The 24390-nt window shown below is 66.0% G+C and carries 21 protein-coding genes; 12 read left to right on the top strand and 9 right to left on the bottom strand.

Annotated elements, in window-relative coordinates; all coding sequences use genetic code 11:
• Nucleotides 1–4: 4 nt before the first annotated feature.
• From P4826_RS01010 to P4826_RS01000, 3 genes are read right to left on the bottom strand one after another with little or no spacing between them, the layout of a single operon-like run.
• Complete coding sequence (locus tag P4826_RS01010) at nucleotides 5–976, bottom strand: Bug family tripartite tricarboxylate transporter substrate binding protein (RefSeq protein WP_425605197.1); 972 nt, start codon at nucleotides 974–976, stop codon at nucleotides 5–7.
• A gap of 28 nt (nucleotides 977–1004) precedes the next feature.
• Entirely contained in the window at nucleotides 1005–1985 is a 981-nt protein-coding gene (locus P4826_RS01005; RefSeq protein WP_317702161.1) for a hydroxymethylglutaryl-CoA lyase, read from the bottom strand.
• Nucleotides 1982–3193 (bottom strand): CaiB/BaiF CoA transferase family protein, encoded by a 1212-nt coding sequence (locus tag P4826_RS01000; RefSeq protein WP_317702160.1) that lies wholly within the window; start codon nucleotides 3191–3193, stop codon nucleotides 1982–1984. The genes P4826_RS01005 and P4826_RS01000 overlap by 4 nt, the downstream gene beginning before the upstream one ends.
• A gap of 125 nt (nucleotides 3194–3318) precedes the next feature.
• Here P4826_RS01000 and P4826_RS00995 point away from each other — a divergent pair, with 125 nt between their 5' ends.
• From P4826_RS00995 to efp, 3 genes are all read left to right on the top strand, one after another.
• Nucleotides 3319–4221, top strand: coding sequence for a LysR family transcriptional regulator (locus tag P4826_RS00995; RefSeq protein WP_317702159.1), 903 nt, complete (start codon nucleotides 3319–3321; stop codon nucleotides 4219–4221).
• The gene (gene earP / locus P4826_RS00990; protein WP_317702158.1) at nucleotides 4218–5300 is read left to right on the top strand and encodes an elongation factor P maturation arginine rhamnosyltransferase EarP; all 1083 of its coding nucleotides are present in this window, start codon (nucleotides 4218–4220) and stop codon (nucleotides 5298–5300) included. Before P4826_RS00995 ends, earP begins: the two co-directional genes overlap by 4 nt.
• Before the next feature lie 152 nt (nucleotides 5301–5452).
• Nucleotides 5453–6007 carry an elongation factor P gene (gene efp, locus P4826_RS00985; protein WP_317702157.1) on the top strand — a complete coding sequence of 185 codons (555 nt, stop codon included), beginning with the start codon at nucleotides 5453–5455 and terminating at the stop codon, nucleotides 6005–6007.
• Nucleotides 6008–6114: 107 nt separating this feature from the next.
• Here the strand turns inward: efp and P4826_RS00980 are convergent, their stop codons facing one another.
• The 4 genes from P4826_RS00980 to ppsA all read right to left on the bottom strand — a co-directional run bounded on the left by P4826_RS00980 (nucleotide 6115) and on the right by ppsA (nucleotide 11518).
• Nucleotides 6115–6597: a hypothetical protein gene (locus tag P4826_RS00980; RefSeq protein WP_317702156.1), complete on the bottom strand. Its 483-nt coding sequence runs from the start codon at nucleotides 6595–6597 to the stop codon at nucleotides 6115–6117.
• A gap of 116 nt (nucleotides 6598–6713) precedes the next feature.
• The gene (locus P4826_RS00975) at nucleotides 6714–8798 is read right to left on the bottom strand and encodes a VC_2705 family sodium/solute symporter (RefSeq protein ID WP_317702155.1); all 2085 of its coding nucleotides are present in this window, start codon (nucleotides 8796–8798) and stop codon (nucleotides 6714–6716) included.
• The gene (locus tag P4826_RS00970; protein WP_317702154.1) at nucleotides 8791–9120 is read right to left on the bottom strand and encodes a DUF4212 domain-containing protein; all 330 of its coding nucleotides are present in this window, start codon (nucleotides 9118–9120) and stop codon (nucleotides 8791–8793) included. Before P4826_RS00970 ends, P4826_RS00975 begins: the two co-directional genes overlap by 8 nt.
• A gap of 7 nt (nucleotides 9121–9127) precedes the next feature.
• Entirely contained in the window at nucleotides 9128–11518 is a 2391-nt protein-coding gene (ppsA, locus tag P4826_RS00965; RefSeq protein ID WP_317702153.1) for a phosphoenolpyruvate synthase, read from the bottom strand.
• 217 nt (nucleotides 11519–11735) lie between these two features.
• Between ppsA and ppsR the strand changes: the two genes are divergently transcribed.
• From ppsR to pcaB, 6 genes are all read left to right on the top strand, one after another.
• On the top strand, nucleotides 11736–12566 hold the full coding sequence (gene ppsR, locus P4826_RS00960; protein ID WP_317702152.1) for a posphoenolpyruvate synthetase regulatory kinase/phosphorylase PpsR: 831 nt from the start codon (nucleotides 11736–11738) through the stop codon (nucleotides 12564–12566).
• A 361-nt stretch (nucleotides 12567–12927) separates the two neighbouring features.
• Nucleotides 12928–13326: a hypothetical protein gene (locus P4826_RS00955; RefSeq protein WP_317702151.1), complete on the top strand. Its 399-nt coding sequence runs from the start codon at nucleotides 12928–12930 to the stop codon at nucleotides 13324–13326.
• Nucleotides 13327–13394: 68 nt separating this feature from the next.
• Entirely contained in the window at nucleotides 13395–14252 is an 858-nt protein-coding gene (locus P4826_RS00950) for an HTD2 family dehydratase (protein ID WP_317702150.1), read from the top strand.
• A gap of 12 nt (nucleotides 14253–14264) precedes the next feature.
• The gene (locus P4826_RS00945) at nucleotides 14265–15455 is read left to right on the top strand and encodes a CaiB/BaiF CoA transferase family protein (RefSeq protein WP_317702149.1); all 1191 of its coding nucleotides are present in this window, start codon (nucleotides 14265–14267) and stop codon (nucleotides 15453–15455) included.
• Between the two features lie 10 nt (nucleotides 15456–15465).
• A complete protein-coding gene (locus P4826_RS00940) occupies nucleotides 15466–16299 on the top strand; it encodes an HpcH/HpaI aldolase/citrate lyase family protein (RefSeq protein ID WP_317702148.1) in 834 nt (277 codons plus the stop codon).
• A gap of 34 nt (nucleotides 16300–16333) precedes the next feature.
• Nucleotides 16334–17680: a 3-carboxy-cis,cis-muconate cycloisomerase gene (gene pcaB, locus P4826_RS00935; protein ID WP_317702147.1), complete on the top strand. Its 1347-nt coding sequence runs from the start codon at nucleotides 16334–16336 to the stop codon at nucleotides 17678–17680.
• Nucleotides 17681–17689: 9 nt separating this feature from the next.
• Here pcaB and P4826_RS00930 read toward each other — a convergent pair whose 3' ends face one another.
• The gene (locus tag P4826_RS00930; protein ID WP_317702146.1) at nucleotides 17690–18616 is read right to left on the bottom strand and encodes a LysR family transcriptional regulator; all 927 of its coding nucleotides are present in this window, start codon (nucleotides 18614–18616) and stop codon (nucleotides 17690–17692) included.
• Between the two features lie 135 nt (nucleotides 18617–18751).
• On the opposite strand from P4826_RS00930, the gene P4826_RS00925 reads away from it, so the two are divergent.
• The 3 genes from P4826_RS00925 (at nucleotide 18752) to P4826_RS00915 (ending at nucleotide 23080) form a co-directional block, all read left to right on the top strand.
• Nucleotides 18752–19723 carry a tripartite tricarboxylate transporter substrate binding protein gene (locus tag P4826_RS00925; protein ID WP_317702145.1) on the top strand — a complete coding sequence of 324 codons (972 nt, stop codon included), beginning with the start codon at nucleotides 18752–18754 and terminating at the stop codon, nucleotides 19721–19723.
• A 2-nt stretch (nucleotides 19724–19725) separates the two neighbouring features.
• A complete protein-coding gene (locus P4826_RS00920; RefSeq protein ID WP_317702144.1) occupies nucleotides 19726–20832 on the top strand; it encodes a porin in 1107 nt (368 codons plus the stop codon).
• 232 nt (nucleotides 20833–21064) lie between these two features.
• Nucleotides 21065–23080 carry a 4-oxalomesaconate tautomerase gene (locus P4826_RS00915; RefSeq protein ID WP_317702143.1) on the top strand — a complete coding sequence of 672 codons (2016 nt, stop codon included), beginning with the start codon at nucleotides 21065–21067 and terminating at the stop codon, nucleotides 23078–23080.
• A 68-nt stretch (nucleotides 23081–23148) separates the two neighbouring features.
• On the opposite strand, the gene P4826_RS00910 is transcribed toward P4826_RS00915, so the two are convergent.
• Nucleotides 23149–24234 carry an IS630 family transposase gene (locus P4826_RS00910; RefSeq protein ID WP_317702142.1) on the bottom strand — a complete coding sequence of 362 codons (1086 nt, stop codon included), beginning with the start codon at nucleotides 24232–24234 and terminating at the stop codon, nucleotides 23149–23151.
• Nucleotides 24235–24390: the final 156 nt, after the last annotated feature.

The raw sequence follows: 24390 nt of genomic DNA, 5'->3' as shown, positions 1-24390 counted from the left end.
CGCCTTACTCGGCCTCGATCTTCGAGCTTTTGATCACGCCCGCCCAGTTGGCAAAGTCGGCCCTCGCGCGCTCGCTCAGCTGCTGCGGCCCAAGGTAGTCGGCCGCGGCGCCCTGCTCCTCGGCTTTCTTGCGAAAGGCCGGGTCTTCCACCACCTTCTTCAGGTCGGCGGCCAGCCGGTCGATGACCGGCCTGGGCACGGCGGCCGGCGCAAACAGCGCGAACCACGAGGTGGCGTTTACGCCGGGGTAGCCGGCCTCGACCGTGGTGGGTGCGTCGGGCAAGCTGGGCAGGCGCTCCTTGCCGGTCACGGCCAGCACACGCAGCTTGCCCGATGCAATATGCGGCATGAAGGGCGGCGCCGTGCCAAAGGTCAGGTCCACCTGGCCACCCAGCAGATCCTGCAGCGCCGGGCCCGTGCCCTTGTAGGGCACATGCACCATCTTGATGCCGCCCTGCTGCTCCAGCATGGCGCCGGTGACATGCTGCAGCGAGCCGTTGCCGGACGAAGCGTAGTTGAGCTTGCCCGGGTTGGCCTTGGCATAGGCGATCAGCTCGGCCAGGGTCTTCACCGGCAGGCTTTCGCGCACCACGATGATCTGCGGCGCCGAGATGATGTTGGCGATGGGCTGAAAGTCCTTTTGCTCCCACTGCGGAGCCTTCGCCAGGTGCGGCGAGATGACGTGAAAGCCCGAGTACTGCATCAGCAGCGTGTAGCCGTCGGCCTCGGCGCGCTTGACGATGTTGGCCGCGATGGCACCGTTGCCGCCGCCCTTGTTGTCCACCACCACGGCCTGGCCCAGCACCGGCGCCAGCGCCTGGGCCGCCATGCGCCCCGAGATGTCGGTGGTGCCGCCGGCTGCGGCCGGCACCACGAACGTCACCGTCTTGTTGGGATAGGCTCCCTGGGCCCAGGCGCCGGACATGGCGGCCGCGGCCAGGGCCAGGGTGGTGAACTGCTTGCGTGTCATGTGCATGAAAAGGTCTCCTCGGGTTGTCAAAAAGTCAGACGGCACTGCGCGCCAGCGCGCGCTCGCGCAGGGCGTCCAGGTCGGCGGGCGCGGGGTGCAGGGCCAGCCGTGGCCCGGCCTTGGCGAGCTGGCTGGGTAGGTCATGGCCTATCACCTCGGGCAGGCGGTGCGCGGCGGCCAGCAGGGCCGGCAGGTCGATTCCCGTGTCGTAGCCCATGAGTTCCAGCGCATGCACCAGATCCTCGGTACTGACATTGCCCGAGGCGCCGGGCGCATAGGGGCAGCCACCCAGCCCGCCCAGCGAGGCATCGAAGCGGCTGGCGCCGGCGTCGATGGCCGCCAGCACGTTCGCCAGGCCCATGCCGCGCGTGTTGTGAAAGTGCAGCGTGAAGGCGGCATCGGGCCACCGGGCAAGGGCTGCCGCACTCACCTGCGCCACCTGCGTCGGGTAGGCCATGCCGGTGGTGTCGCACAGCGTGATGCGCCGCACGCCCAGGTCGGCAAAGCGGCGCACCCAGTCGCATACCGTGGACAGGGCCACATCGCCCTCCATCGGGCAGCCGAACACGCAGGACAGCGACACATTCACCGGCACGCCAGCGCCCTGGGCCATGGCCACCACCTGCGACAACGCTGCGAACGACTGCATGCTGGTCATGCGCAGATTCGCCAGGTTGTGCGTGCCGCTGACCGACATCACCAGGTTGAGCTCATCCACGCGCGACTCAATGGCCCGCTCGGCCCCGCGCGCATTGGGCACCAGGGCGGTGTAGGTCACGCCGGGGTGGCGCTCGATGTTGCGCATCACCACCTCGGCATCGCGCAACGCGGGTATGGCGTTGGGCGATGTGAAGGAGGTGACCTCGATCTTTCTCAGGCCCGCGGCCGACAGCGCATGCACCAGGGCGATCTTGTCCTCGGTGGGCACGAAGCGCGCCTCCATCTGCAGGCCGTCGCGCAGGCCCACGTCGCAGATGCTGATGCGCCGGCCGGCGCCGTTCCAAACCGCGCTCATTGAATCACGCCCTTGCCACGCAGCAGTGCGATCTGCTCCCGGGTCAGGCCGGCATCCATCAGCACGGCGTCGGTGTCGTCGCCCAGGTGCGGGGCGCTGGTGCGCACCGTGCCCGGCGTGGCCGAGAGCTTGGGGACGACGCCCGGCACGGTGATGCTGTAGCCATCGCGCGTCTGCTGCTGCTGCAGCATGCCGCGCGCCTGGTAATGCGGGTCTTCGGCGATGTCTTTGGCCGTATACACCTTGCCCGCGGGCACGCGCGCCGCGGCCAGCCGCTCCATCACCTGGGCCACGCTGCGCTGGCCCGTCCAGGTGCCAATGGCGGCATCGATCTCGGCCACGCGCGCCACGCGGCCGGCGTTGTCGGCCAGTTGCGCGTCGTCGGCCAGGTCCTGCCGGTCAATCGTGGCCATCAGGCGCTTGAAGATGCTGTCGCCATTGCCGGCCACCAGCACCCAGCCGTCCCGGCAGGGGTAGGCGTTGGACGGCGCAATGCCCGGCAGCGCGCTGCCCGCGGGCTCGCGCACGGCGCCAAAGGCGCTGTACTCGGGGATCAGGCTTTCCATGCAGTTGAACACCGCCTCGTGCAGCGCCACGTCGATCACCTGGCCCGCGCCACCATTCACCTTGCGGTGGTACAGCGCCATCATCACGCCGATCACGCCATGCAGCGCCGCCAGCGTGTCGCCAATCGACACACCAACCCGCACCGGCACGCGGCCGGGCTCGGCCGTCAAGTGGCGCAGGCCGCCCATGGCCTCGCCGATCAGGCCAAAGCCCGGCAGGTCGCGGTAGGGACCGGTCTGGCCGTAGCCCGAGATACGCAGGATGACCAGGCCCGGGTTGAGCGCGTGCAGCTCCTCGGGCGCCATGCCCCAGCCCTCCAGCGTGCCGGGGCGGAAGTTCTCGATCAGCACATCGGCCTCGGCAATCAGGCGGCGCGCTATGGCCTGGGCCTCGGCCTGGCGCAGGTCCAGCGCCACCGACTTCTTGTTGCGCGACTGCACCTGCCACCAGACCGAGGTGCCCTCCTTGATCAGGCGCCAGTTGCGCAGCGGGTCGCCGCTGCCCACGGCCTCAATCTTCACGACGTCGGCGCCAAACTCACCCAGCGTCTTGCCGCAGAACGGCCCGGCGATGAGCTGGCCCATCTCGATCACGCGCACGCCGGCCAGGGCCGCAGGCGTGGGGGCGCTGCTTGTATGCATGTTGTGTCTCCTGAAAATCCGGCGCGCATCATGCGCCAGCGCCTGCCCAGGGCAAAACGCTATGGCACGAGGCTGCCATCGCAAACCGGCATGGCGGGCGCCGGAGCGCAGTACCATCGCCGGCCATGAAGCTCGATCCGCTCTCCCTGCGCCTGTTCGTCGCCGTGATGGAGGACGGCGCCATCGCCCGTGCCGCCGCGCGCGAGCATATTGCGCCGTCGGCCGCCAGCCGCCGCCTGGCCGAGCTGGAGGGCCAGCTGCGCGTGGAGCTGTTCGCGCGCAGCAACCGCGGCGCCGAGCCCACGGCCGCGGCCTACGCGCTTTTGAACCTGGCGCGCGGCGTGCTTAACGACCTGGACGGCATCGCCACGCAGATGCGCGACTACCGCGCCGGCGTGCGCGGCCATGTGCGCGTGGTGGCCAACATCTCGGCCATCACCCAGTTCCTGCCCGATGAGTTGCAGCGCTTCATGGCCGCGCACCCGCAGGTCGATGTGCGCCTGCAGGAGCAGATCAGCAGCGCCGTGGCGCAGTCGGTGGCCGAGAACGCGGCCGACGTGGGCATCCTCAACCACGGCGGCTATGGCGAGCGCGTCACCCTGCTGCCCTACCGCGAGGACGAGCTGGTGCTCATCGTGCCCGTGGGCCATGCGCTGGCGCGCAGGCAGCGCGTGCGCCTGGCCGAGGCCCTGCCCCACCCCTTCGTCGGCATGCACCCGGGCAGCGCCATCAACAACCTGCTGACGCGCTGCGCGGCCGAGCTGGACATGCCGCTGAAGCTGCGCATGCAGGTCACCAGCTACGACGCGCTGTGCCTGATGGTCTCGGCCGGCCTGGGCGTGGCTGTGCTGCCGCGCGGCAGCGCGCAAAACCTGCGCGGCTCGCTGGCGCTGCGCGCCATCACCCTGGCCGAGCCCTGGGCGCGCCGGCGCCTGTCGCTGTGCGTGCGCGCGCAGGAGTCGCTCTCGGGCGCGGCGGGCCTGCTGGTGGCGCACCTGCGCGCCCAGATCGCGGAGGCCACGCCGTGACTGGGCCGCTGCGCTGGGACATCTTCTGCCAGGTCATAGACAACCATGGCGACATCGGCGTGTGCTGGCGCCTGGCGGCCGAGCTGGGCGCGCGCGGCCACTGCGTGCGTCTGTGGGTGGACGACGCCAGCGCCCTGGCCTGGATGGCGCCGCAGGGCGCGGCCGGCGTGCAGGTGCTGCCCTGGCCCAGCACCGCGCCGCCGGACGGCCCGGGCGATGTGGTGGTGGAGGCCTTCGGTTGCGAGATTGCTCCGCAATTCATAGCTGCTATCGCGCACCATACCTGCGCAAACGGCCAAAAACCCTTGTGGATCAACCTGGAATACCTGTCGGCCGAGGGGTATGTGGAGCGCTGCCATCGCCTGCCATCGCCCCTGATGAACGGCCCGGGCAAGGGCCTGACGCGCTGGTTCTTCTACCCCGGCTTCACGCCGCATACCGGCGGCCTGCTGCGCGAGCGCGACCTGGCGGCGCGCCAGGCGGCCTTTGACCGCCAGGCCTGGCGCGCGCGCCACGGCATTGCGCCGGATGATCTGGCCGTGTCATTGTTTTGTTACGAGCCGCCGGCCCTCCCCCAGCTGCTCGCGCAACTGCATGCACGCGGCGACGCTCGGCTCTTGGTCACACCGGGCCGGGCCCAGGCTGCTGTTTTGCATCAAATTGGCCTGCAACCCGCATGGAACAAGCGCGAACAGCTATTTATTTCATATCTTGAAGCCTGCCCGCAACCGGCCTTTGACGAAATGCTCTGGGCCTCGGATCTGAACCTGGTGCGCGGCGAGGACTCGCTGGTACGCGCGCTGTGGGCCGGCCAGCCCTTGGTCTGGCAGATCTACCCGCAGCATGACGACGCGCACCACGCCAAGCTGGCGGCCTTTCTGGACTGGCTGCAGGCGCCCGCTTCGCTGCGGCGCTGGCATGCGCTGTGGAATGGGCTGGAGGCCGCGCCTGCGCTGCCGTCGCTCGATAGCGCCACCCTGGCCGAATGGCGAGCCTGCGTGCAGGCGGCACGCGCGCGGCTGCTGGCACAACCCGATTTATTGACCTTACTCATAGGGTTTGTGAACGAGAAAAGCTAGAATGCTTGGCTTTGCGCCATGAAAAGGCGGCACTCCCCGTGCCCCACCGGCGCGCCCCGCCGCGGAACATGCGCCGGGGTGGAAGGCAGCCCTCGGCCACGCCCACCCGCCCCGCCCTGTGGAGCGGCCCAACCCTTCGCTGAAGCCAAACCATGAAAATCGCTCAAGAAATCCGCGCCGGCAACGTGATCATGCAGGGCAAAGACCCGATGATCGTCCTGAAGACCGAGTACGCCCGCGGCGGCCGCGGCGCCGCCACCGTACGCATGAAGCTCAAGTCCCTGCTGGGCAACATGGGCACCGAAGTCGTGTTCAAGGCCGACGACAAGATCGACAACGTCATCCTGGACAAGAAGGACTGCACCTACTCCTACTTCGCCGACCCGATGTATGTGTGGATGGACGCCGACTACAACCAGTACGAGGTGGAAGCCGGCAACATGGGCGACGCCATCAGCTACCTCGAAGACGGCATGACCGCCGAAGTGGTGTTCTATGACGGCAAGGCCATCTCCGTCGAGCTGCCCACCAGCGTGGAGCGCGAAATCACCTGGACCGAGCCCGCCGTCAAGGGCGACACCTCCGGCAAGGTTCTGAAGCCCGCCAAGATCGGCACCGGCTTCGAAGTCGCCGTGCCGCTGTTTGTGGACCAGGGCGACAAGATCGAAATCGACACCCGTACCGGCGAATACCGCAAGCGCGTCTAAGCCGCCTGCTCACCGCAAAAAAGGAACGTCGCGACGTTCCTTTTTTTATGCACGGGGCCGGCGCAGTACGGGCAATAGATGCCGCCTGCGCATCGGTCGTAAGACTGTCAGCCAAACAATGCATGCTCCAGGCGCGCGCATTTGTCCGCGCCCACGGCCTCGCGGATCCTGGGCGCCAGGGCCGCCAGCGACTCGAAGCCGGTCGCACCCTCCACGGCCAGATGCAGGCGAAAGCCGCGCAGCCCCAGGGCTGCGGTGAGTTCGGTGGCGATCAGGTAGCCGGCCTGGTAACGCTCGCTCGTCGAGCGCTCGCTGCCTACGCCGCCCGACATCGCCACGGGCGGTACTGGCGGCTTGGCGCTGCCGGGGTTCCTGGCGGCTGGCCCCGCTTCGGCCAGCTCCAGCAGCCCGGCATCGACCATGTTGCGCACATCGTCCCAGGATATGCCCAGGGCTGCGGTGGCCTCCAGCACCTGCGCCAAGCTTCGCTGGCCATCAAACAAGAGAAAGGCCGAACGCTGGCGCAGCGAAAGAGCGCCATGGCGCTCCTTGAACGCCTGCTGTCCGGCCGCAGTCTTGAGCAAAATCATGCCTGTCCCTTGCTGTGCATTGCATCCAGGCGCAGTAGCGCCGCAAAGGTTTCAGTTTGCCACGTTTGTTTTCAATTGTGAACCTGGCGGCGTCGCGCCGATTGCACCGGCCCAAGTCATAGCCCGTCCGGAATCACCACGGCCACCCTGCCTGGCCGCGTAACCAGGCTCACCAGCCAGGTCACGAGCAGGCCTGTGGGCACGCCAAACACGCCAGAGGAGATGGGGCTGATGCCGAACCACAGCCCATCGGCAAGCAGCATGTCGGGAACGACCTCGCGCACCCCGTCCACCTGGGACAGCAGGTAGTACATGGTGACCGACAGGCCCGCCAGCATGCCCGCCACCGCGCCTCGGCGCGTGGTGCCGCGCCAGAAGATGCCCAGCACCATGGCCGGCACAAAGGCCGATGCGGCAATCGAGAACGAGGCCGAGACCATGGGCAGGATCTCGGAGGGTTTCAGCGCCGCCACGAAGGCCGCCGACAGGGCCACCGAGAGCAACGTGAACTTGGTCAGAATCACGCGCTGCTCGGGCGATGCCTTGCGCCCGCTTTGCTGAAAGTACAGGTCACGCACCAAGGCATTGCTGATGGTCAGCAGCAGGCCATCGGCGGTGGACAGCGCCGCCGCCAGGCCACCCGCGGCCACCAGGCCCGAAATGACGTAAGGCAGGCCGGCGATCTCGGGCGTTGCCAGCATGATCAGGTCGGCGCCAAAGCGGATCTCGCCAAACTGCACGATGCCGTCGCCATTCATGTCCTCCACCGACAACAGCGAGGCATCCACCCGCGCCCATTGCGCCATCCAGTTGGGCAGCTGGTCGAAGCTGCTGCCCACCAGGTTGTTCATGACCTCGTACTTCACCAGCACCGCCAGGGCGGGCGCGCTCAGGTACAGCAGTGCCACGAAGAACAGCGACCAGGCCACCGAGGTGCGCGCCGCCCCCACCGACGGCACGGTGTAGTAGCGCGTGAGCAAATGTGGCAGGCCGGCCGTGCCCACCATCAGGCAGAACATCAGCGCCAGGAAGTTGCGCCGCGAATGATCGAAGGCTTGGCGCTCGGTCGGCGTGCCGTCGGGGTCGCCGGCAAAGGCCTGGCTGTGGCGCGGCAGACCGCCGAGCTCGCGCGCGCGCTCGTAGTTGGCCAGCATCTCGCGCGTCCAGCGCTCGCGCGCGCTGGCCGCGTCACGCGGCATGGAGGCCAGCTCGCGGCTGGCGGCCACGATCAGGCCCACGTCGGCGTTCTGCGCGCGCAGGCGCTGCAGGCGTGCACGCGTGGCCTCGCGCTCACGCGCCAGCGCCGCGGGCACGTCAGTCAGGCGCGCCTCGTAGTCGCACGCGCGCTGCAGGTAGGCGGCCACCACCTGGCGCTCCACCTCGGAAGCCAGCAGGCCGTCTTCCAGCTGCGCGATCTTGCCCAGTTGCTTGCCGGCAACGATGGGTGCCACCGGGTTGCCCAGCTGCTTGTAGGCCAGCCAGGACACGGGTATCAAAAACGCCAGCAGGATCACCATGTACTGCGCCACCTGCGTCCAGGTAATCGCCCGCATGCCGCCCAGAAAGGAACACAGCAGCACGCCGCCCAGGCCCAGCATGATGCCGATCTCGAACTGCACGCCCGTCAGGCGCGATGCAATCAGGCCCACGCCGTAGATCTGCGCCACCACATAGGTGAACGAGCACAGCACGGCCGACAACGCCGCGATGATGCGCGGCCAGCGCCCGCCAAACCGCACCTGGAAGAAATCCGGGATGGTGTAGAGCTTCATGGCCCGCAGGTGCGGCGCCACCAGCATCGCCACGAGCACGAAGCCGCCCGTCCAGCCCAGCAGATAGGCCAGGCCGCCGGGTTGATCCGGTGTGCCCGAAAAACCCTGCAGGTACAGCGCCCCCGACAGGCTGATGAACGAGGCCGCACTCATCCAGTCAGCGGCCGCAGCCATGCCGTTGTAGAACGGCGGAATGCGCCGCCCGGCGACGTAGTATTCGTCGGCGTCCGTGGTGCGCGCGTAGACACCTATGCCGGCGTAGGCCATCACCGTCAGGAACAGGAAGATGGGGCCTATCCACTGGCGCGACAGGCCCTGCTGCTCGGCCCAGGCCATCAGGCCCACGAAGCCCAGCAGGCCGACGACATACAGCGCCATGATGCGGTTCAGGCGCGCCATGTAGGAGCGCCCTGCCCCGCGTTCAGTCATGGGCCTGGGCAGCGCCGGGCTGGCCTTGCGCTGCCATGTCCTGCCGCTCGAAATGATCCATCGCCACGCAGTACACGCCAACGATGACGATGAACACCAGCACCGCCCCTTGCGCCGCCAGCCAGTAGCTCAGCTGCCAGCCGCCCACCGTGACCGGCAGGTCGCGCGCGAAGTAGCAGGCGACAAAGGACACCAGCAGCCACACCAGCAGCAGCACGGCCTTGAGCCACAGGTGGCGCGCGTCATGCAGATCGGGGGCGAAGGGCGCGCCCTCGTAGTCGCCCTCGATCTGGCTTTCGGCGAACGTCCTGCGCTGCGGCATGGCTCGTTCAGCCGGCGAGCTTGTGCCAGGTGTCGATCACGCTGTCGGGGTTCAGCGAGATCGAGGAAATGCCCTCGCGCGCCAGCCACTGGGCAAAGTCCGGGTGATCGCTGGGCCCCTGACCGCAGATGCCGATGTACTTGCCCTGCGCGCGGCAGGCCAGGATCACCTTGTGGATCAGCGCCTCGACGGCCGGGTCGCGCTCGTCGAAATCCTGCGCCAGCAGCTCCAGGCCCGAGTCGCGATCGAGCCCCAGCGTGAGCTGAGTCAGGTCGTTGGAGCCAATGGAGAAGCCGTCGAAGTACTCAAGGAAGCGCTCGGCCAGGATGGCGTTGCTCGGCACCTCGCACATCATGATCAGCTTGAGCTCGTTCTCGCCGCGCTTGAGGCCATGCGCGGCCAGCAGCCCCGTCACGCGCTCGGCCTGGCCCAGCGTGCGCACGAAGGGCACCATGATCTGCACGTTGGCCAGGCCCATGTCGTTGCGCACGCGCTTGAGCGCTTCGCATTCCATCGCAAAGGCCTCGCCAAAGTCCTTGCTGATGTAGCGCGCCGCGCCGCGAAAGCCCAGCATGGGGTTTTCTTCCTCGGGCTCGTAGCGGCTGCCGCCGATCAGCTTGCGGTACTCGTTGCTCTTGAAGTCCGACAGGCGTACGATGACCGGCTTGGGGTAAAAGGCCGCCGCAATCGTCGCCACGCCCTCGGCCACCTTGTCCACGTAGAAGGCACGCGGGCTGGCGTGGCCGCGCGCCACGCTCTCCACGGCCTTCTTCAGGTCGGCATCGACGGCGGGGTAGTCCAGGATGGCCTTGGGGTGCACGCCGATGTTGTTGTTGATGATGAACTCCAGCCGCGCCAGGCCCACACCCTCATTCGGCAGCTGGGCGAAGTCAAAGGCCAGCTGCGGATTGCCGACATTCATCATGATCTTGGTGCTGATCTGCGGCATCTCGCCGCGCTGCACCTCGGTCACCTCGGTCTCCAGCAGGCCATCGTAGATGTGGCCGGTGTCGCCCTCGGCGCAGCTCACCGTCACCAGCGTACCGTCCTTCAGCAGCTCGGTGGCGTGACCGCAGCCGACCACGGCGGGGATGCCGAGTTCGCGCGCGATGATGGCGGCGTGGCAGGTGCGCCCGCCGCGGTTGGTGACGATGGCCGAGGCCTTCTTCATCACCGGCTCCCAGTTCGGGTCGGTCATGTCGGTGACCAGCACGTCGCCCGCCTGCACCTTGTCCATTTCGGCAATGTCATGAACCAGGCGCACCCGGCCGGTGCCGATCTTCTGGCCAATCGCGCGGCCCTCGGCCAGCACGGTGCCATGGCCCTTGAGCTTGTAGCGCTGCTCGGCCTGGCCCTTGGCCTGGCTCTTCACGGTCTCGGGGCGCGCCTGCAGGATGTAGAGCTGGCCGTCGGTGCCGTCCCTGCCCCACTCGATATCCATGGGGCGGCCGTAATGCTGCTCGATGACCAAGGCGTAATGCGCCAGCTGCTGCACCTCGGCATCGCTCAGGCTGTAGCGGTTGCGCAGCTCGGGGGCAACATCGGTGGTCTTGACCAGCTTGCCCGAGGCGGCCTTTTCTTCGGGAGTAGCAAACACCATCTGGATCAGCTTGCTGCCCAGATTGCGGCGAATCACCGCCTGCTTGCCGGCCTGGAGCATGGGCTTGTGCACATAGAACTCGTCGGGGTTTACCGCCCCCTGCACCACGGTCTCGCCCAGGCCGTAGCTGCTGGTGATGAACACCACCTGGTCAAAACCACTCTCGGTATCGATGGTGAACATCACGCCGGCGGCGCCCAGATCCGAGCGCACCATGCGCTGCACACCTGCCGACAGCGCCACCACGTCGTGCGCAAAGCCCTTGTGCACGCGGTAGCTGATGGCGCGGTCGTTGTAGAGGCTGGCAAACACCTCCTTCATCTTGTGCAGCACGTCCTCGATGCCGACGACGTTCAGAAAAGTCTCCTGCTGCCCGGCGAACGAGGCATCGGGCAGATCCTCGGCCGTGGCCGAGCTGCGCACGGCAAAGCTGGCCTGTGCATTGCCCGCCGACAGCTCGGCAAAGGCCGCGCGCACGGCCTTTTCCAGATCCGCCGGAAAGGGTTGGTTTTCCAGCCAGCCGCGAATCTCGGCACCGGCGGCGGCCAGCGCGCGCACATCGTCCACGTCCAGCGTGGCCAGGCGGGCGCTGATGCGCTCGGCCAGGCCCTCGTGCTTTAGAAATTCGCGGAAGGCGTGCGCCGTGGTGGCAAAGCCGGTGGGCACGCGCACCCCTTGGGGCAGCTGCGAGATCATCTCGCCGAGGCTGGCGTTCTTGCCGCCGACGGCCTCGACGTCGCTCATTCTCAGGTTTTCAAACGGTACGACCAGGGCGGTCGCCTCAAAACGTGCAGACATGGGAAAGCTCCAGAAGTTGAAACCGGGTCTGCGCCTGCGCCAGTCATGAAATACGGCAGGCGAGCGCCCATGCAGCGGCCACGACTTTGCTGTTGTGGTTGTGGGCCGGCGCGGTGCATGGGGTGAAATTGGGAATAATGGGCGCCATTGTAGGGGGCCGGCCATATCCCCGTGCACCCTGCGTTGCCCCTTGATCCACCCCCACCGATCCGATTCCATGCTGCCCACGCATACGCGCACCGCGTTCTATATCTCCGACGGCACCGGCATCACCGCCGAGACCTTCGGCAACGCCATCCTGGCCCAGTTCGACATGAAACCGCGCCATGTGCGCCTGCCCTTCATAGACACCGTGGACAAGGCACACCAGGCCGTGCGCCAGATCAACCACACGGCCGAGCTGGAGGGCAGGAAGCCCATCGTCTTCACCACGCTGGTGAACATGGATGTGCTCAAGGTGATACAGGACGGCTGCAAGGGCATGCTGATGGACATGTTCGGCACCTTCGTGCGCCCGCTGGAGCAGGAGCTGGGCATCAAGAGCCTGCACCGCGTCGGGCGCTTTGCCGACGTGGCCCTGTCCAAGGAGTACACCGACCGCATCGAGGCCATCAACTTCAGCCTGGCGCACGACGACGGCCAGAGCAACCGCGACCTGGCCGGCGCCGACGTGATCCTGATAGGCGTGTCGCGCAGCGGCAAGACCCCCACCAGCCTGTACCTGGCCATGCAATGCGGTCTGAAGACGGCCAACTACCCGCTGATCCCCGAAGACTTCGAGCGCCGCCAGCTGCCCCCGGCGCTGGTGCCGTTTCGCAGCAAGATCTTCGGCCTGACGATACAGCCCGAGCGCCTGTCCGAGATCCGCAACGAGCGCCGCCCCAACTCGCGCTACGCCGACCTCGCGAACTGCCGCTACGAGGTCAGCGAGGCCGAGGCCATGATGCGCCGCTCGGGCATTCGCTGGCTGTCCACCACCACCAAGAGCATCGAGGAAATTGCGACCACCATCCTGCAGGAGGTGAGGCCGGAGCGGTTGGTATATTGACTGTGATGGTGGTTGGGGATGCGCGGTATGGAGCATCCAATCCGCGCAAACGCCATTTTTAGAAAAAATGGCTTTTAGTCCTATATAGCAAGCGCTTGAAACTATCAGTAAATGAGCGAAACAGGCTACAGCTTCGGTGCGCCGAAGCGCGCTGGATAAGTTGGCAAAGGAGGGGGGTGGATGCGCAGGGCTATAGGACAGGTTTTGACCCCTCTGCATAGGGCTCAACTATGCGTAGTCGCCCAATGCCGGGCGGTCGCTGATGAGGCAAGACGCTGCTCCCGCAGACCCGATGCCGTGAGCATCTATACATAGTCCTTGCCCCCAGGTGCACTGGCGGCTCCACAACCTGGAGATTGCCATGCACATCAATCTTCCTCCTCGCCCCAATCCTTCAGGCCGCTCCCGCAGCCGCGCTCAGTTGGAGCGACATATACCGGCGTACCGCGAGTACCCCACGGAGCATGGCAACGCCGCTGGCTACCTGCGCAACTGCGAAGCAGCGGTGGCGCACCTTTCGATGTGGATGAAGGATATCGACAAGCGGCTGGCCAATGTTGACGAGGGCCTCGTTACCGAGTTCGTCGAGCATCGCCGCTTCTTCGCCGTCCAGGCCAAGAACTACAAGACACCATCGAGCCTGGGCGTCGTAGTCTCATCGGCGCGGCCCGGCGAATACTACCCACGGCCCGACGTCGAAACGATTGACCTCGTCGATTATTTCATCTATTGCATCAATCCATCCAAATGTTGCACTTAACTTCAGGCACTCCCTGATCGAGACTCCTTGGCTGCGCTGCACCACGCAGCCCACCCTTGGAGACCCAAGTGAACATCGCCACTGACACGCTAGATGCCTGGATCGGACGCAGCGAGACCTTCCAGGACACCATCACCACCGCCCCCTTCGTCGCCCTCACGGCCACGCTGGACTACCCCGCCGCCGAGGCCCCCGCCGGCACCACCCTGCCGCCGCTGTGGCACTGGCTGTACTTCCTGCCCAAGCACCGCCAGTCGGACATCGGCGCCGACGGCCACGCCAGGCGTGGCGGCTTCATGCCCCCGGTGCCGCTGCCGCGGCGCATGTGGGCCGGCAGCCAGTTCACGTTCCACACGCCGATCCGTGTTGGCGACACCGTGGCCCGCACCTCCACCATTGACGACGTGAGCACCAAGGAAGGCCGCACCGGCAAGCTGGTGTTCGTGAAGGTGCGCCACGAGCTGCGCTGCAACGGCGCCACCGACCCGGCGCTGGTCGAGTTCCACGACATCGTCTACCGCGAAGCCCAAGGCCCGAACGACGTGGCCCCACCGCCGCAGGCCGCCGCGCAGGGCGCATGGCGCCGCGAGATCGTGCCCGACGATGTGTTGCTGTTCCGCTACTCGGCGCTGACCTTCAATGGCCACCGCATCCACTACGACCGCCAGTACGTCACCCAGGTCGAGGGCTACCCCGGCCTCATCGTGCACGGCCCGCTGATCGCCACCCTGCTGATGGACCTGCTGCGCCGCCAGTTGCCCGGTGCCGACGTGGCGAGCTTCCGCTTCAAGGCCGTGCGGCCGACCTTCGACCTGCACCCCTTCCACGTGAACGGCGAGCTGCAGGCCGACGGCAAGACCGTGCGCCTGTGGGCCAGCGACCACGAAGGCTGGCTGACGATGGACGCTACGGCCACGCTGCGCTGAAAGACCGCCATCATGCAACCGCTCAAGGGCATCACCGTCGTCACGCTCGAACACGCCATCGCGGCGCCGTTCGCCACCCGCCAGCTCGCCGACCTGGGCGCGCGCGTCATCAAGATCGAGCGCCCGGACGGCGGCGACTTTGCGCGCGGCTACGACCAGCGCGTGCGCGGCCTGGCCTCGCACTTCGTCTGGACCAACCGCTCCAAGGAAAGCCTGACGCTGGACGTCAAGCACCCCGAGGCCGCCAAGGTGCTGGAGCGCCTGGTGCTGGAGAAGGCCGACGTCGTGGTGCAGAACCTCGCGCCCGGCGCCGCCGCACGGCTGGGCGTGGGCTACGACGCGCTGTCCCGGCGCAAGCCCGGACTGATCGTGTGCGACATCTCGGGCTACGGCGACGACCCCGTCAGCCCCGGCCCCTACCGCGACAAGAAGGCCTACGACCTGCTGATCCAGAGCGAAGCCGGTTTCGTCTCGGTCACCGGCACGGCGGAGGAGCCTTGCAAGGCCGGCCCCTCGATTGCCGACATCGCCGCCGGCATGTACGCGTACACCAACATCCTGGCCGCGCTGATGCAGCGCAGCCAGACCGGCCAGGGCCAGCGCATCGATATCTCCATGCTCGAATCGCTGGCCGAGTGGACCAGCTATCCGCTGTACTACGCCTTCGAGGGCGCCGCGCCGCCGCCGCGCACGGGCGCCAGCCATGCCACCATCTACCCCTACGGTCCGTTCCCGGCCGGCGACGGCGCCACCGTGATGCTGGGCCTGCAGAACGAGCGTGAATGGGTGAGCTTCTGCGAGAACGTTCTGCAGCAGCCCGCGCTGGCCACCGACCCGCGCTTCACCGCCAACTTCAAGCGCGTGGCCGAGCGCGTGGCGCTGCGCCGGATCATCGTGGACGCGTTCGCCTCGCTCACGGCGACGCAAGTGGTCCAGCGGTTAGAGCAGGCGCAGATTGCCAACGCCCAGGTCAACACCATGGCCGAGGTGTGGGCGCACCCGCAGTTGCAGGCCCGCGGCCGCTGGACCGAGGTCGGCTCGCCGCAAGGCCCGCTGCCCGCTATGCTGCCGCCCGGCAGTTGGGACACTGGCCCGCGCATGGACCCGGTGCCCGCGCTGGGCCAGCACACCGATGCGATCCTGGCCGAGCTGGGCTACGGCGCGGCCGATATCGAAAACCTGCACGCCTCGCAGGCGGTTTGAGAATCACGCCATGGCCAACTCCTCCGACCTGCAGCCACGCACTTACCTGTTCGCGCCCGGCACGCGCCCCGAGTGTTTCGGCAAGGCCCTGGCTACCGGTGCCGACTGCGTGCTGCTGGATCTGGAGGATGCCGTGGCCGCAGCCGACAAGCCGCAGGCCCGCGACGCCATCGCGCGGTGGTTCGCTGACGCTGCACCGGCTGACCGTGCCCGCGTCGCCGTACGCATCAACGATGCCGCCTTGCCGCACTTCGGCGACGACCTGCGCGCCCTGCGAGCTTACAGTTGCACGCAGGTCGTGCTGCCCAAGGCCGAGGAGCCATGGCAAATCGCCGCCGTGGCCACGGCCATCCTCGACGCCCAGGTGCTGGCGCTGATCGAGAGCGCACGCGGCGTGGCCCGGGCTGACGAAGTGGCCGCCGCGTGCGGCGTCACACGCTTGCTGTTCGGCACGTTGGATTTCGCGCTCGATCTGGACATCGACATCGCCGACGACGCGAGCGGCCTGGCCCATGCCGCCGGGCGCATCGCCATCGCCTCGCGCGTGGCCGGTCTGCCGGCGCCCGTGGCCGGCGTCACCCCGCAGCTGGACGACAGCGTGCGTCTGCTGGCCGACCTGGCGCAGTCGCGCCGGCTGGGCTTCGGGGCCAAGCTGTGCATCCACCCCAGCCAGGTGCCACCCATCCACGCCGCGTTGCGCCCCTCCGCGCAAGCGCTCGACTGGGCGCGCCGTGTGCTGCTGGCCGACGCCGCATCCCCCGGTGCCGCCCGGCTCGACGGTCGCATGGTCGACCGGCCCGTCGTCCTGCAAGCCCAACGCACGCTGGCTCTGGCCCGCGACTGACCCCTTCATCCACCAGCAGAAAAAGACCCACACCATGGCAGCCACCATCATCGACTCGCGCATCTTCGGCGACATGTTCAGCGACGCGCGCATGCGCGACGTCTGGTCCGATGAGAACCGCACCGCCAAGTACCTGGACATCGAGCGCGCGCTCGCCAAGGTGCAGGGCCAGCTCGGCATCATTCCGCAGGAGGCGGCCGACGAAATTGTCAAGAACTGCGAGCTGTCTCAGATCGACTGGGTGCAGCTCAAGGCCAAGACCGAGCAGATCGGCTACCCCATCATCGCGGTGGTCAATCAGATCAACGCCAACTGCCGCGACAAACTGGGCGAGTACTGCCACTGGGGCGCGACCACACAAGACATCACCGACACGGCCGCCGTGCTGCAGATGCGCGAAGGCCTGGCGCTGGTCGAGCAAGACCTCGACGAGATCGGCGACGCACTGGCGGCGCTGGCCAAGAAGTACCGCGACACGCCGGTCATCGGCCGATCCAACCTGCAGCAGGCCACGCCCATCACCTTCGGCTACAAGATGGCCAGCATCCTGGCCGGCATCGATCGTCACCGCGAGCGGCTGCAGCAGTTGAAGCCGCGCGTGCTGATGGGCGAGTTCGGCGGTGCATCGGGCACGCTGTCATCGCTGGAGAAGGGCGCGATGGAAACGCAGGCTGGGCTCATGAAAGAGCTGGGCCTGGCGCAGCCGTTGATCTCCTGGCACACGGTGCGCGACACGATCGCAGAAGTCGGCGCCTTCCTCGGTCTGGTGGGCGGCTCGCTCGGCAAGATCGCGATGGACGTCAAGCTGATGATGCAGACCGAGGTGGCCGAGGTGTTCGAGCCCTATGCGCCGGGCCGCGGCTCGTCGTCCACCATGCCGCAAAAGCGCAACCCCATCTCGTGCCTGTACATCCACGCCAACATCTCGGTGGCGCGCCAGCATGCCGCCGCGCTGATGGATGCCATGGTGGCCGACCACGAACGCTCCACCGGCCCGTGGGAGATTGAATGGGTGTCGCTGCCCGAGATCTTCTGCCTGATGTCCGGCGCGCTGAAGCAGACCAAGTTCGTGCTCAAGGGGCTGGAGGTGGATGTCGGCCGCATGCGCTCCAACATTGACATGACCAACGGCCTGGTGATGTCCGAGGCCGTGATGATGGGCCTGGGCCCGTACATCGGCCGCGAATATGCACACGACCTGGTGTATGACCTGTGCCGCGAAGCCATTGCCAAAAACCGGCCGCTGATCGAGATCCTGGCCGTGCACCCGGAGATCAGCAAGCACGTGACGCGCGCGCAACTGAATGCAATGTGCGAGCCGGCGAACCATCTGGGCCAGGCGGGCGTGATGGTGGATCAGGTGCTGGCCGCGCGCCTCTGAGGCGCCGCCTCAGGCGGGCGCGCGTTTCGCCGCAGTGGCGCGCTTGCCCTTCATCTCCGCAAAGAAATCGTAGAGCTGCTGCGCCGCCGGCGACAGCGACCGGCCCTTGCGCCGGATCAGCCCCACCTTACGCGTGACGACCGGATCCACCAGCGGCACGCTGACCAGCAGCGGGTGGTCGGCTGCCGGCATGGCCAGCGACGGCACGGCCGCCACGCCCAGCCCCGCCTCCACCAGCCCCAGCATGGTCGTCACATGCTGCGCCTCGTAGATGGCCTGCGGTCGCCCCGGCAGACCGGCCAGGGCCTGGTCCAGCAGCAGCCGATTCCCTGATGTCTTGCTGACCGAGATGAAATCGTACTGGCCCAGCTCGGCCCAGCTCACCTTGCGCTTCTTCGCCAGCGCATGGTCGCGCCGGCAGGCGGCCACGAAGCGCTCTTCCAGCAACGGCTTGAACTCGATGTCGGGCTCCTGGCTGCCAATGAAATTGAGCCCAAAATCTGCCTCGCCGCACGCCACAGCCGCCAACACATCGTTGGCGCCCGCATCGAACACCTTGACCCGGATTTTCGGGTAGCGCTCGTGGTAGCGCGAGACCACCTGCGACAGGTAGTAGTAGACGGTCGATGGCACGCACGCAATCGTCACCTCGCCCATGCGCGTGCCGGCCACGCCGCGGATGCCCAGCAACGTGTTATCCAGGTCGTCCAGCAGTTGCTGCACCTTGCGGTCGAAGTCACGACCCACAGCGGTGAGGCTCACCTTGCGCGTGGTGCGCTCCAGCAGCTTCACGCCCAACGCTTCTTCCAGCTTCTCGATGCGCCGGCTGAAGGCAGGCTGCGACACGTGCAACGCGTCCGCCGCCTTGCGAAAGCTCGAAAGCTCGGCCACGGTGCGAAATGCTTGCAGATCATTGAGATTGAAGTTGATGGCCATGGTGCTTTTGTATGTCTCCGGTGATCGACAGTGTGCATCAATCCCTCGCAAAGATGCAATTCACAAAAACCGCCGCGCAGCCGACCATTCGACCTGTTCTGAATGACAACCTTAGCCATCTACCGGAGTAGACAAATGAAGTTCAAGCAACAGCAGCTCATCGGCGCCATCGCCTTCGCAGCGGCATTCACCTGCGGCAGCGCCGCCGCCGCCTGGCCCGAGAAGAGCATCACCATCGTCGTGCCCACGTCGGCCGGCGGCGCCAACGACGCCATGGCGCGCATCATTGGGCAGGCCATGGCAGTGGCGCTCAAACAGACCGTGATCGTGGAGAACAAGGCCGGCGCCAACGGTGCCATTGCCAGCGAATACGTCAAACGTGCCGCACCCGACGGGTACACGCTGATGCTCGGCTACATCGCCACCCACGCGATGAACCCCGCACTGCAGAAGCTGCGCTACGACCCCGTCTTGGACTTCGAGCCCGTCGGCATGGTGGGCAGTTCGGCCACGCTGATGGTGGCCAGCACCAAGGTCAAGGCCAACAACGCTAAGGAACTGGTGGCGCAGTTCAAGAACGACAAGGAGATTGCGACGTATGCCTCGGCTGGCAACGGTACGGCGCCGCATTTCGCCGCCGAGATGTTCAAGCTGTCCACTGGCATCGACATGCTGCACGTGCCCTACAAGGGCTCGGCGCCGGCGATCAACGACACCGTTGCCGGGCAGACGCAGCTGATGTTTCCCAGTTTGTTCACGGCCATGAACTTCGTGAAGAGCGGCAAGCTCAAGGCGATGGGCGTGGCTGGAGCCAAGCGCTCCGAGTTGCTGCCCGACGTGCCCACGCTGGCCGAGCAGGGCATCAACGGCGTGGATGTCTCGCAGTGGTACGCGATGTTCGCGCCGGCCAAGACGCCAGCCCCGGTGCTGGAGCAGCTGAACGCGGTGTTGAACAAAATCCTGGCCGACAAGGCCATCGAAAAAAGGCTGGAGGAGCAAGGCGCCGAAGTCGAGACCATGACCCTGTCGCAGATGCGCACGTTCATCGCGGCCGAGCAGGTCAAGTGGAAGAAGATCGTCCAGGCCACCGGCCTAAAGGCCGACTGAACATGCCCACCCTGATTCAAGCAGCACCCATGCGCAGTCAATTTTTCTTGCCAGCAGCGCTGGCCACCCTGTGCGCGCTCGTCGCCGACGGCGCGCTGGCGCAGAGCAGCGTACGCCTGTACGGCATCGTCGACCTCTCGGTGCGCCAGGCCAACGGCCTCAACGGGTTCGCACCCAGCGACACGTCGGCCACCGTCATGTCCAGCGGTCTCAACAACACCAGCCGCTGGGGCCTGCGCATCCAGGAGGATCTGGGCGGCGGGCTCAGCGCCCAGGCGCAGCTCGAATCGGGCATCAACGCCAAGACCGGCGCGCCCGCCAGTTCCACCATGTACTTCGACCGCCAGTCCTGGGTCGGTCTGGGCAGCCCCTGGGGTCTAGTCAGCCTAGGCCGTCAGACCACGCTGCTGGCCGATGCGGTGTCGCCCATCGACCCGCTGGGCATGCGGCTGCCCAGCTTCAACCCCAGCATCAACACGGCGGCGCTGAGCCAGCACCAGTTGGGCGTGGGCTTCGGCGCCAGCGGCTCAAACACTGGCTCGTATCGGTTGAACAACAGCATCAAGTACAAAGGCGAGTTCTCTGGCGTCAGCGTGCGGCTGATGCACAGCCTGGGGGAGGTAGCGACGAACAGCAACGCAGCCAACTCCACCGGCGTGGGGTTGGGCTACAAGCTAGGCAAGCTACAACTGTCCGCGGCGCACCAGAGTTTTCGCAACAACGATGACACGCTGGGCCTACGCGGCTACGTGGTAGGCGCGGCCTACCAACTCGAGGGGGGCATCCGCATCGCCGGAATCTTCGCGCGTAGCAAAGCCGAAACCAGCGCTACCGCCCGAGCCAAACTTCGCACGCTGGGCCTGGGAACCACTGTTCCCGCCGGTGCGCATGTCGACCTGACGCTTGCACATTACCGCGTGGCACGCGAGAGAAGCGCGCGTGTCGATGATGGATATGGGCGCACCGTCGCGTTTGCCGAGTACAAATTGTCCAAACGGAGTGTCGCTTATCTGGAGATGGACCATACACGCTGGCAAGGCGACTTCCAGGGCGCTGCCAACAAGCAGAAGGCGACAGGTTTCAGTGTGGGGATGCGCCACAATTTCTAACTCGCCCGACGGTTCTCAAGGGATGCCATGGTTCGCTATGGCGTCCCTTTTTTTTGGTCGAAGCAGTCGAGTGCCATTACGACAGCATCTGTTGGCATTGAGCTTTCGGCCGGGCAAGGGCCACATGCCATGATGTCGCAGGCAGCCCAGGATCCATGATTGATGCATCATCAACATCAATCACGAGGAAATATGCAATTCACAACATTAGTTCCAGTTTCGACAATGCCGCATGAGCAAAATCATCCCATGCGTTCTGATGCGCGCCGGCACTTCGCGCGGCCCTTTCTTCCTTCGTGAATGGTTGCCCGAGGGCGACGAAGCACGTGACCAGGCTTTGATCGGCGCCATCGGCGCATCCGACCCATTGCAGCTCGACGGCGTGGGCGGGGGAAGCACCCTCAACAGCAAAGTCGCCATCGTGTCGCGCTCCAAGGAGCCTGGCTGCGATCTCGACTATCTTTTTGCGCAGGTGGGGGTGGGCCATCGTTCGGTAGACACGCGTCCGAACTGCGGCAACATGTTGTCGGGTGTTGCCCCCTTCGCCATCGAGCAAGGCCTCATCCCGGCGCAAGACGGCACCACAAAGGTTCGCGTCCACAACGTCAACACTGGTGCACGCATCGATGTGACCGTGCGCACGCCAGCGGGCCGGGTCAGCTACGAGGGCGATGCCCGGATCGACGGCGTGGCAGGCACGGGTGCCCCGATCCTGCTCGACTTTCTGGACGCCTGGGGCGCGGTCACTGGCAAGGTATTCCCGACTGGCAAGCGCATTGACCGCATGCAGGGTGTGGAGGTCAGCTGCATCGATGCAGCCATGCCGCTGATGATCGTGCGCGCAACCGACCTGGGGGTCAGCGGGCGTGAAAAGCCTGTGGCGCTGGATGCCGACACGGCGCTCCTGGAGCGCATCGAATCGTTGCGCCTGGAGGCCGGCTTGCGCATGGGGTTGGGAGACGTCTCCAATAGCGTGATCCCCAAGCCGGTTCTGGTCAGTACCGGCGATTCCGACAGCAGCATCACCTCGCGCTACTTCACCCCGCGCCGCTGCCATGCATCGCATGCCGTGACCGGTGCGATCGGCGTAGCCAGTGCGTTCGCCTTGCCAGGGACTGTGGCCAGCGGCGTCGCCCGTACCGCCGGGTGTCACCAACTGACAGTTCTGCATGCGGCCGGACAAATCGACATTGAAGTGGAACTAAGCCATGACGGCGCGGAAGTCTGTGTGCAGCGCGCGGCCTTGGTGCGAACAGCGCGCAAGATCATGCAGGGCGAACTGTATCTCCCCGACTACGTTTTCTCTCGGCCTGAAGAGGTCGCCAAGCTCGCCGTTCGCAAATCGATCACGCTGATCGTGCCGACCAGCGCGGGCGGTGGTAATGACACCATGGCGCGCATCATCGCGGGCAAGCTTGCCCCCTTGCTAGGACAGGAAGTGCTGGTCGACAACCGCGCTGGTGCCAATGGCGCGGTAGCGAGCGAGTATGTCGCGGGAGCAGCGCCCGATGGCCAGACCTTGATGTTCGGCTATGTTGGTACGCACGCCATGAACCCGGCACGTCAAAAGCTGGGCTACGACCCGGTAGCCGACTTTGCACCGGTGGGACTCGTTGGTTCATCGCCCACGTTGATGGTGGTCCATCCTGACGTTCCGGCCAATGATGTTCAGGCGCTGGTTAACGCATTGCGTACGCAGCCAGGTCGTTACGAGTATGCGTCGGCCGGCGATGGCACACCACCGCACTTCGTCGCAGCCTTGTTCCAGCTAGCCAGCGGAACGGCGATCACTGGCAGGACCTACGAGGGCGCGGCGCCGGCAATCGCCGACACCGCCAGCGGCCGCACGCAGTTGATGTTCCCAAGCCTGTTCACGGCATACCCCTTCGTGCAGAGCGCGCGTCTGAGGGCCTTGGCCGTCGCCGGACCACAGCGGCTACCGGGTCTACCCGACGTGCCCACTCTGGCCGAGGCTGGCGTGGCAGGTGTGGACGTAACGCAGTGGTACGGCCTGTTTGCCCCGGCGCGCACGCCTCCAGAGCGCGTGCAAGCGCTCAATTCGGCGCTGAACCAGGTCTTGGCCGATCCCGCCGTTGTGCAACTGTTTGAGCGGCACGGCGCCCGTGTCGAAGCAGGGACACCACAAATGCTGGGTGACCGCGTGCAGGCCGATCTTGCCCGTTGGCAAGCGGTTGTGTCTCAGGGAGGCCTCGCTGTGCGAGACCAGCGCACAGCCATTCTCGAATAGATCGGATAGTTAGCGGCGCCGTTCTGGTCGCGGCACCGACGTCCAGGATTTCCTTTCTAGAGCCTGAGCTAGTGTAGTGTTCCATTCTGTTTGGAGCTTAATCGGCTATTGGCCCGAATGACCTTCTGCAGGATGTCGCGGGCGCTCTTGGTCCAGATGAACGGTTTGGGGTTGGTATTGTGATGTGCCACGTATTCATCAATGGCGGCCACCAGCTGCGGCACGCTGGTGAATACGCCGCGGCGCAGCCGTTCTGTGGTCAGGTCACGAAAGAAACGCTCGACCATGTTCAGCCACGACGCCGAGGTCGGCGTGAAGTGCATGTGAAAGCGCGGGTGCTTGGCCAGCCAGTCCTGCACCACCGGGTGCTTGTGCGTGGCGTAGTTGTCGGCGATCAGGTGCAGCGTTTTGTCCTTGGGTGTCTCGCGGTCGATCTGCTTGAGGAACTTCAACCACTGCACATGGGTGTGGCGCTGCTGGCATTGGCTGATGACTTGGCCATCGAGCACGTTGAGCGCCGCAAACAATGTGGTCGTGCCGTGGCGCTTGTAGTCGTGCGTCATCGTCTGCGCACGCCCCTTCTTCAGGGGCAGTCCCGGCTGCGTGCGATGGAGCGCCTGCACCTGGCTCTTCTCGTCGCAGCACAGCACCAGGGCATGCTCAGGCGGGGACATGTACAAGCCCACGATGTCTTCGAGCTTCTGGGCAAACTGGGGGTCACGCGAGACCTTGAAGCTGTGCACCAGATGCGGCTTGAGCCCGTGCGCATGCCAATGGCGCATCACGGTGCTGGCGCTGACGCCCAGCAGCGTGCCCATCTTGCGTGTGCTCCAGTGCGTGATCGCTTCGGGGCTGCTCTGGGTTGTCAACTGCACCAGCTGGGCCACGTCCACCTTTACCGGCGGCGCGCCGCGTGGCAAGTCGCGCTCGATAGCCTTGATGCCGCCTTGCAGGTAGCGCTCGCGCCAGCGCGCCGGCTGCATGCGACCGATGCCCAGTTGCGCGGCAATATCCTTGTTGTTCAGGCCCTGGTCTGCCAGCAAGATGATGCGTGCGCGCTGCGCCAGACGTACGCTCGTCAGGCCCGAGCGCCAAAGCTTCGTCAACGCCGCACGCTCTTCATCCGTCAATTCGATCTTTGGCGCAACTCGCATGGATTGGCTCCCTTTCAAGCTCCAGTTGAGCATGGGATACCAGCCGACTTTTTAAGTTCAATCAAGAATCGAACGCTACACTAGTGCAGTGTTTGGTGCTTGACGGGACAAATAAAACCGATCAGTAGTGTCCGGTTTATTTGACTAGCGCCAGCC

Origin of the sequence: Diaphorobacter limosus (assembly GCF_033100095.1) — a bacterium.
Lineage (GTDB): Bacteria > Pseudomonadota > Gammaproteobacteria > Burkholderiales > Burkholderiaceae_C > Alicycliphilus > Alicycliphilus limosus.
This window is presented reverse-complemented; position numbering and strand designations above follow the sequence as displayed.